We start from the raw sequence: 13,805 nt of genomic DNA on the forward strand, positions 1-13,805 counted from the left end.
CCCACTGCTGGCTTTTGTCGTAATCTTGATAGCCATGGAGCGACGTACTTTTCCTGACATCTCTGCAAACGCGTTTGTATCGGACGCAGATCGCCGCGCGCTGGATGCACTGAAGAAGGTGCCGCTGCTCAACGACATCGTCAAGAAGTTCTATGAGATGGGGCTCGACCGATGGATGTACGTTTACAACATGGGCCGTGCGGTTCGGTGTGGACCCAATCAATATCCTACGCTTTACAACATCCTGCGTGAGTCTTGTGAGGTTCTGGATATGCCAGAACCAGAGCTCTATTTGAGCAGCAATCCATTTCCGAATGCGTTTGCTGGCGGAGTAGAGCGGCCGTATATCGTCCTGCGCTCCGGCATTATCGAAAACTTAACTGACGAACAGCTTTATCATTTGATCGGCCACGAGCTTGGCCACATCAAGGCAGGGCACGTACTCTACTTCTCGGTCGCTTCGCTCCTCTTGCCGCTTCTCGAACTGATCGGTCGCCGTACGCTTGGTCTGGGCGATGCGTTGAGCTATGGTCTGATCTTGGCGTTCTACGAGTGGTCGCGCCAAGCCGAGATCAGCGCGGATCGCGCCGGTTTGTTGGTTTCTCAGCAACTCCAAATCTCGTTGGACGCCAGTCTGAATATGTGCGCAGGGCCAAACCGATTGTCGCATGAGGCAAGTTCCGATGCGTTTCTGGACCAAGCTCGCGTCTACCACGACATGCCAACTTGGGATTCGCTAGGGAAGGTGATCTGGTTCCTGGTTGCAAACTGGCAAAGCACTCACCCGATGTTTGTACACCGCGTGCAAATGTTGGATCGTTGGGTCGAGATGGGCGACTTTGGCAGAATCATGGCCGGCGATTACCCAAGAGAAGTCGCCACCGTCTAAGCTATCCTATCGAGTATGTCCACGCCAGCCACGACGCCGATTGTAGGAATCATCATGGGGAGCGAAAGCGATTTCCCCACGCTCAAGCTGGCTGCCGATGTGCTTTCAGAATTCGGCGTTCCGTTCGAAGTCGAAGTTGTTTCTGCTCACCGGACACCGGATCGGATGGTGGAGTACGCGAAGTCCGCATCAGATCGTGGCATCAAGGTGATCATAGCTGGCGCCGGAGGGGCAGCCCATCTGCCCGGTATGACTGCGAGCATGTCGACGCTTCCCGTTATCGGCGTACCGATCCAAACCAAAGCTTTGAGCGGTGTCGATTCGCTCTATAGCATCGTCCAGATGCCAGCTGGAATTCCCGTCGCGACCGTCGCGATTGGTGGGGCGGAGAACGCGGGACTCCTCGCGATCCAGATTCTCGCGCTAAGCGATGCTGACTTAGCCGCAAAGCTGGCAGACCATCGCCGCCAGCTTAGCGAAAAAGTGAAGAAGATGAACGAGAACGTTACTTCTTCTCTTTAAGAGAATTCAAAACCGGTGCGCAGTGCTGATCAAGGATGATCACCTTGATGAAAAACCGGAGTTTGGCGTCGTCATCAAGCTTGGTTGGGTCGAGGCTCGGATCGAATAACTGCGGCTTGATCGCATAAATCGCCGCTCGCAATTGTCCCTTATTGAACGTCGACTTCATCACCGGCATGATCATGTCCACGTTCTGCGAAATCAAAATCTCGCGCGACATGTTGAGCGCGTTGAACGTGTTCTTCATTTCGGCGAGCAGCGTCTGGCTGGGGATCTGCTTTTTATCCTTGCCTTCGGTGATCGCAGCATCGAGCTTTGGCTCAAGCTTCAACAAGACTTCGTACTCTTTGACCTCCGCTTCCTGAACGTTTTTTCGCGCTTGTTCGATCACCGGCACCAGCTTTTCGATCTGTTCTGGAGTGAGTAGCAACGGCAACAACTGGTTCATCAGCTCAACCTGGCGCGCCTTCGCTAGAATTTCGTCCGAGCGGCGGGCGCGTTCTGCTTGCGTCAATTGTGCGCTGACAATCGTGCCCAAAATGAGCGTCGCAATAATACTAAAGGTCCATTTGAAGTTCATGAATTCTTGTTTTCCGGGAAGTCCTGTAGTTGGGACGGTTTGGCGGGAGGTGGCGTTACATTCTGTTCCAACACGACAACGAAATTCGCTGCCGCCAGAACCTGTAGGTGCACGAAGATGAGCCCGAGGGCAGCAATGGCGATCCAAGCCAAAATCGATGGGCCGGACTTTGTCATCCCACCCAATGCCGAGATGGCAAAGAGCCCTGCGAGCATGATCGCCGCCGAACCGAAGAAGCCGAGCATTCCGAGCCCGATGTTTTTGTTCCTTGGCCGAGAGAGTAGCTTGGTGTGTAATCTCTCTGACTGCTTGCGCATCCAAAGGCCGTAGCCGAGCCACAGGATGAGTGCGGGTAAGCCTTGAAGAAAGATCACGAGTTCAAGGTACCCGATGGCGGCCATAATCTCGAACAGTGAGCGCGCCTATTGGAGTCTTTGGAACGGTGGTCATGGACCGGTTTCGGCACATCATGGAAATGCCGAAAGTTGGAGGTTATGCCGAATATCACCACGAGGCCTTACAGCTTGGCGGGGAGGCCGCAAACACTGCTGTAGCACTGCATCGACTTGGGCAAAGCGTCGTCCTTCGATCCAACTATGTCGGTAATGGGCAGCACATCCACCCTTGGCTAATCGAAAATGGAATCGACGTTCACGGTTGTCCAATCAGCGATTCACCCGAACCTAGCTGTGACATCTACCTCACGCCTGACGGTGAACGGACGATGTTCGGGAGACAGCTTCTAGCACCGGATTCAGTGCCGTGGGGAAATGACATCGAGTGGGTTTCGTGTGATCCGAATCTAGGCGAAGCCAGCCGTGAAGAGTTGCGACGAGCCTTTCGCCAAGGCAAAAAGACTTACGGTATGGACTTCTTTCAACCAGACGATCCATACGACTGCATTACGATCTGGCAATCGAGCACCGATTGGTGGGGCAACAAGGGCAACCTGCATGACAATCATGATGCGTTTGCAGCGTTCACAGATGAATATGGGTTCAACGGGATTCTGACTGCTGGTGCACAAGGGTGCCTCGCTGGCAGAGGTGACGCGCTCAGACATTATCCTGCCTTCAGAATTCCACAGGTAGTTGACGCCACGGGCTGTGGCGATTGTTTTAGAGCGGGAGTGATTGCGGGGTTGAACGAAGGAAAGCCATTTGAGGAGGCACTGATGCTCGGTGCTGCGGTCGGGGCGTTGAACGCTACAAAGGAAGGCGCCAGTGCAGGCGCGCCGACGATGCTTGAAGCACTACAATTGATTGCGGAGCAACCAGAAATCTCTGCGGCTTATCGCCCGAGATAGTCGCGGAGTTTGCGCTGTTGGGCGAGGATTCTCAGCTTTTTGATCGCTGAAAGCTCTATCTGACGGATTCGCTCGCGGCTGACTCGCATTTCGTTAGCGAGCTGATCTCGGAGCATTGTCACTTCCTCATTGTCTTCTAACCGAAGTCTTTGCGACATAACGCGCTGCTCTCTTTCGTTCAACTCTTTCAGGATTTCTTGGAGCTCAACGGTCCGTTCAGCGAACAGCACTTCGTCTTCCGGGTTCTCGCAGTTGGTGTCGTGGATCATCGCTCCCAAAGTTGTTTGCTCAGTGTCGCCGATTCGCATGTCAAGGCTCAGCAAATCCTGCGATGCAACCATCAAATGGGTGAGTTTTCTGGGGCTGAGTCCAATTGCTTTGGCCAGCTGATCGTGCGTGGGTTCGTGTCCTAACTCGCGGGTCAAGCGTAGTCGTTCGCGCTCAATCCTGCGGATGGATTGTGAAATGTGAGCTGGCAATCGGATCGCCTTGGACTTACCATCGAGCGCCCTACCGATGGACTGGCGAATCCAGTGCGTGGCATAAGTCGAGAATCGGAAGCCCTTTGTAGGATCAAATCGCTTGACGGCGTGCATGAGCCCAATCGCGCCTTCCTGGATCAAATCTTCAAGAGGAATCGCTTGGCAACGATAGCTCCGCGCAATGTTGATCACGAGGCGCATATTGGATTCGATGAGGCGCTCACGAGCTTGCTCGTCGCCACGCTGAGCGGCGAGGGTGAGTGAGACCTCTTCCTCAGGCGTCAGCAACGGCGCTTGGGTAAGTCGTCCCCAATAGCTGTTGTGCCCGTCATCCGAGTCGGCTGAAGTGTGCCGCGTCAACTCTTAATATTTCTCCTTTAGATTCCTGCTTTGAAAAGCAATCCTCGAATCGGCACACGCGTGCCCAAAAGATGGCTAGAACAATTTTCGTGCCAATCTATCCGTTTCTACGTCTGACGCCAAAAAAAGTAGTGATGTTCAGACGAAGTTTTTTCTGCGTGGTGCGCGCGCAAGTTTGCGAGAAAACAATCTAAAGTGGCCTCATTCGCAACCAAACGAGAGCGTATTGAATATTATCTCATAGAGCAAACCGATTTCGTGGTGAACTGCAAAACCAGCAACCTCACGAGGTACCCATTTGAACGAAACAGAATTTGTAAACTCAAATAAGGAGGAGTGGGAAGAGCTCAGGAACCTCAGTCTCCGGCTTCAAGTTTCGCCGGGTACTTTGCTGCCGCGAGAAATCGAGAGGTTTCTTGAGTTGTACCGAAAGGCGACAAGCGACCTTGCCCGAGCACGTGCCGAGTCTACGAATCCAGATCTTATTGGGAGCCTGAATAACCTCGTTGCTCAAGGATATTCCTCGTTCTATTCAAAGCCAAAGCGCAAAGTTGGCGCAGGAATTCTAAATGCAATCGTATTCTGCGCGCAGGCGTTTCGACGGCAATACCGGTTCGTTTTGCTCAGCCTGTTCACCGTGATCGCCGGTACGATGGTCGCGAGTTTGACTTTGGCCAATCGCCCAGACTTGCGATATGCGGTCATTCCACCAAGCGAGGAAGAGCTGTTTACACAATGGAAGAAGGCGGAGTTTGAGCAGAGATCCGGCGGAGAGAATCTCTCAATGCTCGCGATGTATGCGAGCAACAACCCGAATGTTTCGCTGAGAACCGCGGCAATTGGCGCCTCGACACTAGGGATCGGCTCAGCATACTCGCTTTGGCAGAACGGCATTTTGCTTGGGGCATTGGGGCAAGACATGAGGTCGGTGGGCAAGCTAGGATTTTTGGCCACATCACTTGCTCCGCATGGTGCGACGGAACTCTCTGGGATGATCATTTCAGGTGCATCGGGCTACTCCTTGGGGTGGGCAATTCTCGTGCCTGGTCGCAGGCGGCGAATCGACTCACTCGTCGAAAAATCCAAAGATGCGATGGCCCTCTTTGTCATGGGGGTGGTCATGATGTACATCGCAGCGCCGTTCGAAGCTTTCTTTAGCTTCAGCCCAGCATTTAGCCAACCATTGAAAGCGATCGTTGGGTTGATCATTTTCGCACTTTGGATGTCCTTCTGGTTGTTTGCCGGCAGGACGAAGAAGAATGTGAGCAAGATCCGCTCGTTTGTCCGCGAGCCGTCAACCCAGCCGCTTGAATACTCGGGTTGGCAGAACGTACGTGGCGACCAATCGGAGGATGCTCTTGAAACGGAGCGGGTTCAAGCGTAGCGACTCAAGGTAATTTCTTCGCGCTTCAGCCCGGTTACCGCGCCACATCATCTCGGTGCCGAGACAAGCGAAGTTATGTGCGAAAGCTTGCTGGTGACGCGCCGATATCTTTGCCATCTCATCGGCGATCTTTGCCAACTTGGTGCGAATGACCACTCCATCTTCATTCATTCGGTCTTCAAACCGACACGCCTGATTTGGATGAACTCGGTAAAACGTTAGTGGCTGATCGATATGGACCACTTCTGAAACTTGTGCGATTCGCAGCCACATATCCCAATCGCCGCATCCCCAAAATCCGGGCTCAAACAGCCCCACTTTTTCGGTGATTGAACGGCGGAACATCACTGAGCTCGCGATGATTTTGTTGCGCTCCATCAAGTCCAGATACACATCACCAGATTCGGTCTTGGGCCAAGGAAACCCAAGCGGCGCACCTGGAATCTCGTTGCCTTGGTCGTCGATGAACCACCCGGCAGTGTGTACCAATCCTGCCTTCGCGTTTGAATCGAGCGCTTGAACTTGTTGCGCTAACTTCTCCGGCCCCCAAAGATCGTCGTCGTTGAAAACCGCAATGTACTCACCCTTCGAATGCTCAATTCCAAAATTCAGGTTTCCGTAGGTGCCCAGATTTTTGGGATGAAAGTGCGGGATCAGATCGGGTTGCTCGGCGATCCACTCGCGGGAGCCGTCGGTCGACCCATCGTCGAGGGCGAGAATCTCAAAGTCCTTAAAAGTCTGGGCACGCAACGATTCGACGGCGAGGGGCAAAAAATCGCGGTGATTGTAGCTGGTGAGCAGTACAGATACTTTCGGCATTTAGTCGAATCTCACCTCGACACTCCAGTCCTCAATATCCAATTCTGGATTCGGCTGGTCGCCAGTCGGTTCAATGTTGCCGGCGGTCGTGTTGCTGTAAGTTCCTGCGCGGTCCAATGGGATATTCACGACGGTATTGATTTGCGAAGGAAAACGGCCGTCGCCTAGCGCATCCCACTGTTTGTCGGTGCCGGAAGCTGGCACACGGTCCATCGTCAGGAAGTTGATCTGCATTGCCCGTGTATTGTTGCGCTCGGTCTCATCCGGGATCATTTGCGCGAGGTCAAGTTCGAACCGAATACGGCGCGAACCGACATTAACCAAATCGCCAGAGATCGGGACGCCCGTCGTGATGAACGTTGTCAGGTCCGTAGTCTGGAATTTGTAAATTAGATAATCGTTGGATTGTGTCGGGTCCCACCAAACGAAGTGGGTAGCGTTTCCGGCAACAAAGCCGTTGCCCCATGGTGGAGCAATCACCGGAATTGGACCTTGGGTCGGCGGTGGGCTATCTGGAGAAAAATTGATCGCCACCATATACACGTAGGGAACGCCACCTGCGCCGGTCTCGGCTCCAGTACGAACAGGGCCGCTCATCGTGTAAGAAAAGATCAGCCGCGTCGATCGCGGAGTTCCGGTCGCTGGGAATTTGGCACAGCCGCCCAAGACCAGCAGAAGACCACTCCCGCCTAGCGCAACAAGCCGATTTTTCAGAATCTTCATTCGGAAGGAACAACCTTAAACAGGATTCGATGACATGTTTCGCAGGTCATCAATTTGTCGGTATTCACCGCTTCAATGATTCGACGCGCCAGAGACGTTCCGCATGCGGTGCATTTATCATTTTCTACAACGCCCATCCCAATTCCGTGATATTTGGCTCGAATGGCTTCGTACTTGTCGAGCAATCCACGTTCGACTTCCTTGGCCGCCGAGGTCCTCTCCACCTGCTTCGCAGCAAACTTGGCTTTGATTTCCTCTAAAAGCTGCGCGTCGCCCGTCTTCTTCGATTCCAAAGTTTTAACCATTTGGTTAATCTGGCTTGCGATCGGGCGGGCTTCTGCCAGAGCCGCTGGTTCTTGATCAATGATCTCTAGCATTTGCAATTCGTAATCGCTGATTTTTTGCCCTAGAGAAGCAATCTCTAATTCAATGCTTGCTGCCTCTTTGCTGTTCACGACAGAACCACCGTACAGAGTTTTGTCCAGAGTTTTCTTCTTTTCGGTGCTCGCGGTAACTTTGTCTTCGAGCTCTTTCAAAGCAGCTTTGAGCTTCGCTGGCCTTTCCAAAATCTCTAAATTGGCTTGCTTTAGGTCTCGAATTTCTTGCACCAGAGCTTTGCCTCCATCAAGCGATGCGGCTCGCTTTTTGAGATGGAGCAATTCGGTATCGACTAGGTGAAGCCGGTACAGCAGATAAAGAGAATTGTCCGACATGAACAATTGATTATGGTCTAGTTGAAGGACATCGGCGCAGAATTGTCGAAAACGGAGGATACGGCAATGGCCTCGTCGTTCAGCCAACTCATTTTAGATGTCGAGAATTTGGATCGTTCGCTCCAGTTCTATGAGGGCATCTTGCACCTATCGGTTCAGCACCACTCGAACCTCGATGGCGTTAAGTTGGCGTCGTTGCTCGCGGGAAAAACCGAAGTGATTTTGGTCCAACGCTCGCCATTTGAACAAAACAGCGCATATGATCGGGCTGGTGGAGTCGTGCTCAACTTCAATGTAAACAACCTTCTAGGTCTGTTCACCGAGATTCAAGATACTGGAATCAAGGTTTTGCGAAACGTTGAATCGACCTCGTTGGGCGAGCGGTCGTTGTTGGTGGCCGACCCAGACGGTTACGCCGTCATGCTGAGCGAAAATTCCGCTTTGATGAATTAACTTGGGTTGATCGTCACAGTCCCTGGCATTCCTGGTTGACCCAAAATCGTGATGCTGATCGGCATAAATTGCCGTATGACCCAAGCCATGGTTTGGAGCCTGGGAGTGATGGTCAAGGTTTTGAATCGTGTCGGTGACGAAGCGAGCGCACCGGCGACCAACGCTTGATCGGCCAAGAATGGGTCCAATGTGGCGTCAGATTTGACGAATCGCATCAGCATTTCACCTGCTGATCTTACGACTTGTTCCGTTCGGATTCCGCGACCACCCATGGCTGTGCCGCACCCGATGCCACGTTCGTACCGAGCGACAAACGTGACGAACATGCCGTTGGTTTTGGACGGAACTTCGCAAGCTTCGACTTCGAAAGTCTTGCACAGCCGTTCGCAAAACTCCGTCATCGCTTTCACTGCGCGCTCGGGAATGTCCTTCGATATTCCGGAGTGGCTGACGACGGCAACGACGGATTCAAGTTCGCCGCGGTTAGACCAATCAAATCCATGGAGTGCGCTTGGTTCGACTTCAGCAAACACCTCGCCCTTGGCAGCGAACCCAAATCCGGCGAGATTTTGCTCTGCAAACGCCACGAGCCCTTGTGCGGCGTGAAGGCGCAAGGTCGCTTGCTGAAACGCGTCAAAGGTCAAGGTATTTGGGTTGTATGTCTCCCCCTTGACGCTGAAGGTGGAATACGCCCCAGACTTCGCCAAGATCGGTAGTAAGGAGTCGATGATCATCAACGCATTGCCCGGAATGCTGCCTTTTTCGTGGCTACCGACGTCATAAATGCCCTTCAATGGACGGGGAGCGCGAGTGGGGACATACAGGATTTCTTCCGATCCGAGATCAACGCCGCCGAGTTTAGCCTCACAAATATATTCCGCGGCCTGCAAAAACGTGAGGTCTTCACTGGTTAAGCCTGGCTTGCGCGTTCCGCCTCGAATGTGATGGATTCGCACGGGTTGAACGGTCAACGCTGCTAGAGAAAGCGCGGTGCGCAGTAGCATGCCGCCGCCTTCGCCCTGAGAGCCATTGATGACCAGCGGATCTTGTTGGGCTCGCATTACATTTTGAGCTTGAAGATCATGTATTCCAGCATTTTGAGAAGGTACGCCAGCACCATGATCATCAAAAGCACGCTCAAGACTTCCTGCATGATTGGAAGTTGATCGTTTTGAGCGATGTTTGGTTTGCCCGTGAGAGTTGCTTGCCCCAAGAACTTGTCGGCGAAACTCAAAATCCCACCCACTCCAGCTTTTATGGCATCTCTGCCAACCAGGTAAATCGAAAGGACGAAGAGGAGAGTGAGTGGAAGCAACAGCTTGTACTTATGCTTCTGATGTTCGTTGTAGATCACGCATTGTTGGCAACGCTTGATCTTAATCTCCATCGGCAAACTGGTGTTATACGGAATGAACTTTGCGGCGGCAATTGCATCCTTCGGGATCGGCTTGCCCTCCATCGCGTTTTGAATCACCTTTTCTTCGCACATACACCCGACGCGCTCCTTCCAGCAGGTAAGACGAGTGTGATAGATCGGACATTTTTCGCGGACAAATTTTCGGCAGTACGGCAGCTGCCAGCACTTGCCCATGAACACGTTTTGGCGATCGTCTTCTTCGCGAACGCCCTTGCCGTACTTGAGCGAATCAGCTTTGCTGCCCTCTTTTGCCCGGTCACGAACGCGCGTGATGACGTCGAAAAGGGTGACGATGACCGTGACGATTCCTATCGCGAACCCAGCCGTTTGAACTCGCTGGAGCGCCGTCGCGGCAACTTGTTCGACACTACCCCCTACGAATTGAGGCAGGAAAACTGGGGCCATCACGATCGCTATCGTGACGATGATGAGTAAGACGCTGAGGACTTCTTCGCCCCAAAAAACGATGGCGGCACCAATCGCCATGATCAGTCCGCTGATCGCGGCGACTCGGCCAAACATGTCGACCATCTGGGTCGCTTTGGCGACATCGGTCGGCTGTGCACCGGCAAAGCTGAAGAAGTAGTAAAGGAGAAATCCTATACCGCCGAGGAGTCCGATTCCCCCGGCATAAAACAAAAGCCTGCTGACAGTATCCTGCAGACCACTTAGAAAGTCCTCTACTCCTTCTCCAGATTTTCGCATGCGTTATTTCTTGTTGACGCGTTCGATATAGTTACCGTCGCGGGTATCTATCTTGATCGTGTCGCCTTCATTGATATGATAAGGCACTTGAACTTTAGCACCAGTTTCAACTACCGCGCCCTTGGTCGAGCTTCCGCTAACGGTATCTCCCTTGATGCCTGGCTCTGCCTCAACAATACGAAGCTCTACAAAGTTTGGAAGTTCATAAGTAATGACTTGATCGTCGACGGCTAGCCCGATGATCTTGCTTTCTTCCTTCAAAAACTCGGCTCCTTGCCCCAGAATGTTCAGCGGGACATAGAGCTGATCGTAGCTTTCCAAGTCCATCAAGACCGCTTCTTGGTCGATATCGTTCTTGTAGAGGAACTGCAATTCCTTCTTTTCAAGGAACACCGCATCCACCTTTTCACCCGATCGGAAGGTCTTTTCGATGACGTTCCCGTTATCGACTCGGCGAAGTCTTGTGCGAACAAATGCGCCGCCCTTTCCGGGTTTTACATGCTGAAATTCGACGAGCACATAGGTTGCGCCGTCAATCTTCATGGCCATGCCATTACGAAAATCACTGGTATCTACTGCCAAAAGTTTCTCCGTTTCTACCTTCTTGGTAGATTCAAGAGGCTATTGTACCGCCGCAGCAACTACGAATCGCGCTTAAGTAACCAACCACCTTTTCGCAGTAATTCATGTTCCTCAGAACCTTCCTCTACGTCCATGTGATCCACTTCTATTGGTTGTGGGGTTTGCTCATCGTCTTCGCTGAGTGTCGAAGTGCCAACTTTGCTCGGGTCCCAGACTGCCTTCGAGGAACTCGGGAGATATTTGCCCAAAACGCCGTTTACGAACCGGCCGCTTTCTTCGGAGCCGAATTTCTTCGCCATGATCACCGCTTCGCTGATCGTCACCTTGGGTGGCATCGACTCGATGTGATCGAGCTCGAAAAACGCCATGCGCAAGATCGCTCGATCGACTTTGGCGATTCGGCTCAAATCCCAATTCTTTGAGAGAAGTGCTGAGATTTGCTCATCAATGACTTCAAGTTGTTCGACCGTGCCCTTGACGAGTGATTCGATGTACTCGATCGCTTCTGGAACAAACGGTTCGCGATTTGTCGCCGATTGAATCGCTTCATCAACCTCTGTTTCGGCAGTATCGATTTCGTACAATGCTTGAAACGCTGATTCACGCGCCAACCGTCGGCTCCGAACCAATTTAACCGGCTGTTCCTGCTCCTCCGGATTCAATTCGTCACTCATTGGACGAGCTCGACTTCCATCATTTGAGGCACGAACGCAGTTGAAAACTCACCGGAGATGAACCCTTCAGTTCGAACAAGTCGCCGCAAGAACGGGATATTGGTCTTGATGCCTTCGACATGAAACTCATCTAGAGCCACACGAAGTCGGTTCACTGCTGTCGCCCGATCTGGTCCGTAGACGATCAGTTTGGCGATCATCGGGTCATAAAATGGCGAGATCAAAAAGCCAGTGTAGATGTGCGTGTCCATCCGGACACCAATTCCACCAGGCGCCATCCATTGGGTGACGATGCCAGTTGATGGAGCGAAGTCGTTGTCCGGATCTTGTGCGGTGATTCTCGCTTCGATCGCGTGACCGTTAATATTCAGGTCATTTTGGCTGAACGGCATCTTCTCTCCCGCTGCGATTCGAAGCTGCAAGTGAACCAGGTCAAGGCCAGTGATCAATTCGGTGACCGGGTGCTCGACTTGGAGCCGGGTGTTCATTTCGAGGAAATAGAACTTGTAGTCTTTGTCCACCAAGAACTCGACCGTTCCAGCGTTCCAATAGCCAACAGATGCCGCGACTCGAACAGCCGCTTCGCCCATCTCCTTGCGAAGTGATTCTGGCATCCCGGCGAAGGGCGCCTCTTCGACAATTTTCTGATGTCTTAGGTTCTGAATGCTGCACTCGCGCTCAAAGCAGTAGACGCCATTGCCATGCTCGTCGAACAACACTTGAACTTCGACGTGCCGCGGTTCGACAACGCACTTCTCGACAAGCATGTCGCCATTTCCAAAGCTCGCTTGTGCTTCGGCTTGAGCAATCTTCCACTGCTTGACCAAATCGTCGGGTCCGTCCACACGTCGGATTCCGCGACCTCCGCCGCCGGCAACAGCTTTCAGCAGAACTGGATAGCCAATCGTTTCGGATAGCTCGATGGCTTCTTGCTCTGTGGGGACGACGTCTTCGGAACCGGGCACGACAGGGCAATTCGCCTTGATCGCAGCCTTTTTGGCCTCTGCCTTATCACCCATCGAAAAGATTGCGCTTGGTGGAGGCCCAATGAATTTGACTCCGATCCGCTCCAGTGATTCAGCAAAAGTTTGTCGTTCGCTGAAGTAGCCATAACCAGGGTGTACGGCATCGGCCCCACTGATTTCGACCGCCATCAGAACGTTCGCGAGGTTCAAATACGAATCTGTGTTGGTCGCTTCACCTACGCAGATCGCTTCGTCGGCAAGCTTGACGTGGAGGCTCTCCCGGTCCGCTTCGCTATAAATGGCGACGGTGGGGATGCCAAGCGATTTGCAGGATCGAATGACACGTACGGCGATTTCGCCACGGTTTGCAATCAGAACTTTTTTGAACATCAGTATTTCCCGTGTCCTGGGTGGAGACACTTTACTTTTCCGGTCGCTGGGTCATACTCATACGGCTCTTTGCCGATGGGGTCTGCCAACATTTCTGGCGGCAATTTTAAGACGGACATATCGGATGGAGGAGTCTCGTCAGAGGTCATGTATGCGGCAACAGCTTGTCGAATCTGCCGCAGGTTTGCCATACAAACTTCGTCCTTCGCGCGGGCCATCGATTGGCCCACAACGGTATTGCCAACTTTGTCCGCGCGCTGGTTTCCGTCCACGGAAAGGCACCCTTGGAGGCAGATTAAAAGCCCGGCAACTGCGATGTACTTCAGGGTCATGGCTTCACCTTCACGATCGCTTGGCCATATTGCACTGGTTGATTGGTCACGACTAGAGTCTCCGTAACTTCACCACTGACGTTGGAGACGACTTCATTCTTGATCCCGAGAGCGACAACAAACCCAATCACATCGCCGCTGGAGATCTTGGCGCCTTCTTTCAGTTCGACTTTGCCTTCTTGGAAGAACCCGACGCAAGGGCTCTTCACTTCTTTGAAGTCGGGCGCAAGTTCGACAGAATCCGATTCAGCGACGGCATGCGATGGGATCGCGATCGGAGCAGGAGCCTCTGCTTGAATCACCGCGGAGAACTTTTCGTCGCCATTTTTGAGCCTAACATGCCGGAAACCGAGGTCCTTGGCGGCCTCAAGAGCATGCTTAATGGTTTCTCCATCCAAACCAGACATGAGAACGAGTGTACCGGACAAAAAAAGGGCGGGCGCAATTTCTGGCTTGGGAGGAGAGTTGCACCCGCTTAATAGCTGTCTTCGTTTGCGATTTTCGCTTCG

At 52.7% G+C, this 13,805-nt stretch carries 18 protein-coding genes; 5 read left to right on the forward strand and 13 right to left on the reverse strand.

The genetic code is table 11. The features are described from left to right. The first annotated feature begins 34 nt into the window (after positions 1–34). Both J0L72_00190 and purE read left to right on the forward strand, forming a co-directional pair. Positions 35–889: a M48 family metallopeptidase gene (locus J0L72_00190; protein ID MBN8689185.1), complete on the forward strand. Its 855-nt coding sequence runs from the start codon at positions 35–37 to the stop codon at positions 887–889. Positions 890–904: 15 nt separating this feature from the next. Beyond that, a complete protein-coding gene (gene purE, locus J0L72_00195; protein ID MBN8689186.1) occupies positions 905–1,411 on the forward strand; it encodes a 5-(carboxyamino)imidazole ribonucleotide mutase in 507 nt (168 codons plus the stop codon). On the opposite strand, the gene J0L72_00200 is transcribed toward purE, so the two are convergent. After that, positions 1,395–1,991, reverse strand: a complete 597-nt coding sequence (locus tag J0L72_00200) for a hypothetical protein (protein MBN8689187.1) — start codon at positions 1,989–1,991, stop codon at positions 1,395–1,397. The two genes, purE and J0L72_00200, sit on opposite strands and share 17 nt — an antisense overlap. Further along, positions 1,988–2,392, reverse strand: coding sequence for a hypothetical protein (locus J0L72_00205; protein MBN8689188.1), 405 nt, complete (start codon positions 2,390–2,392; stop codon positions 1,988–1,990). The genes J0L72_00200 and J0L72_00205 overlap by 4 nt, the downstream gene beginning before the upstream one ends. Positions 2,393–2,403: 11 nt before the next feature. Here J0L72_00205 and J0L72_00210 point away from each other — a divergent pair, with 11 nt between their 5' ends. Beyond that, on the forward strand, positions 2,404–3,297 hold the full coding sequence (locus J0L72_00210) for a carbohydrate kinase family protein (protein MBN8689189.1): 894 nt from the start codon (positions 2,404–2,406) through the stop codon (positions 3,295–3,297). Here the strand turns inward: J0L72_00210 and J0L72_00215 are convergent. After that, positions 3,282–4,139 carry an RNA polymerase sigma factor RpoD/SigA gene (locus tag J0L72_00215; GenBank protein ID MBN8689190.1) on the reverse strand — a complete coding sequence of 286 codons (858 nt, stop codon included), beginning with the start codon at positions 4,137–4,139 and terminating at the stop codon, positions 3,282–3,284. The two genes, J0L72_00210 and J0L72_00215, sit on opposite strands and share 16 nt — an antisense overlap. A gap of 298 nt (positions 4,140–4,437) precedes the next feature. Here J0L72_00215 and J0L72_00220 point away from each other — a divergent pair, with 298 nt between their 5' ends. After that, a complete protein-coding gene (locus J0L72_00220; protein ID MBN8689191.1) occupies positions 4,438–5,523 on the forward strand; it encodes a stage II sporulation protein M in 1,086 nt (361 codons plus the stop codon). Here J0L72_00220 and J0L72_00225 read toward each other — a convergent pair. From J0L72_00225 to J0L72_00235, 3 genes are read right to left on the reverse strand one after another with little or no spacing between them, the layout of a single operon-like run. Beyond that, positions 5,434–6,342: a glycosyltransferase gene (locus tag J0L72_00225; GenBank protein ID MBN8689192.1), complete on the reverse strand. Its 909-nt coding sequence runs from the start codon at positions 6,340–6,342 to the stop codon at positions 5,434–5,436. The two genes, J0L72_00220 and J0L72_00225, sit on opposite strands and share 90 nt — an antisense overlap. Continuing rightward, the gene (locus J0L72_00230; GenBank protein ID MBN8689193.1) at positions 6,343–7,065 is read right to left on the reverse strand and encodes a hypothetical protein; all 723 of its coding nucleotides are present in this window, start codon (positions 7,063–7,065) and stop codon (positions 6,343–6,345) included. Beyond that, on the reverse strand, positions 7,062–7,778 hold the full coding sequence (locus J0L72_00235; protein MBN8689194.1) for a hypothetical protein: 717 nt from the start codon (positions 7,776–7,778) through the stop codon (positions 7,062–7,064). The genes J0L72_00230 and J0L72_00235 overlap by 4 nt, the downstream gene beginning before the upstream one ends. 66 nt (positions 7,779–7,844) lie before the next feature. On the opposite strand from J0L72_00235, the gene J0L72_00240 reads away from it, so the two are divergent. Beyond that, positions 7,845–8,231: a VOC family protein gene (locus J0L72_00240; GenBank protein MBN8689195.1), complete on the forward strand. Its 387-nt coding sequence runs from the start codon at positions 7,845–7,847 to the stop codon at positions 8,229–8,231. Here the strand turns inward: J0L72_00240 and J0L72_00245 are convergent. The 7 genes from J0L72_00245 to J0L72_00275 form a co-directional block, all read right to left on the reverse strand. After that, the gene (locus J0L72_00245; protein ID MBN8689196.1) at positions 8,228–9,292 is read right to left on the reverse strand and encodes a hypothetical protein; all 1,065 of its coding nucleotides are present in this window, start codon (positions 9,290–9,292) and stop codon (positions 8,228–8,230) included. The two genes, J0L72_00240 and J0L72_00245, sit on opposite strands and share 4 nt — an antisense overlap. Beyond that, positions 9,292–10,353: a hypothetical protein gene (locus J0L72_00250; GenBank protein MBN8689197.1), complete on the reverse strand. Its 1,062-nt coding sequence runs from the start codon at positions 10,351–10,353 to the stop codon at positions 9,292–9,294. The genes J0L72_00245 and J0L72_00250 overlap by 1 nt, the downstream gene beginning before the upstream one ends. Before the next feature lie 3 nt (positions 10,354–10,356). Then, positions 10,357–10,902, reverse strand: coding sequence for an elongation factor P (gene efp / locus J0L72_00255; GenBank protein ID MBN8689198.1), 546 nt, complete (start codon positions 10,900–10,902; stop codon positions 10,357–10,359). Positions 10,903–10,994: 92 nt separating this feature from the next. Beyond that, on the reverse strand, positions 10,995–11,609 hold the full coding sequence (gene nusB, locus J0L72_00260) for a transcription antitermination factor NusB (protein MBN8689199.1): 615 nt from the start codon (positions 11,607–11,609) through the stop codon (positions 10,995–10,997). After that, a complete protein-coding gene (gene accC, locus J0L72_00265) occupies positions 11,606–12,964 on the reverse strand; it encodes an acetyl-CoA carboxylase biotin carboxylase subunit (protein MBN8689200.1) in 1,359 nt (452 codons plus the stop codon). The genes nusB and accC overlap by 4 nt, the downstream gene beginning before the upstream one ends. Continuing rightward, positions 12,964–13,296 (reverse strand): hypothetical protein, encoded by a 333-nt coding sequence (locus J0L72_00270; GenBank protein ID MBN8689201.1) that lies wholly within the window; start codon positions 13,294–13,296, stop codon positions 12,964–12,966. The genes accC and J0L72_00270 overlap by 1 nt, the downstream gene beginning before the upstream one ends. Next, a complete protein-coding gene (locus J0L72_00275; protein ID MBN8689202.1) occupies positions 13,293–13,703 on the reverse strand; it encodes a hypothetical protein in 411 nt (136 codons plus the stop codon). Before J0L72_00275 ends, J0L72_00270 begins: the two co-directional genes overlap by 4 nt. Positions 13,704–13,805: the final 102 nt, after the last annotated feature.

This window comes from Armatimonadota bacterium (assembly GCA_017303935.1).
Classification (GTDB): Bacteria; Armatimonadota; Fimbriimonadia; order Fimbriimonadales; family Fimbriimonadaceae; genus JAFLBD01.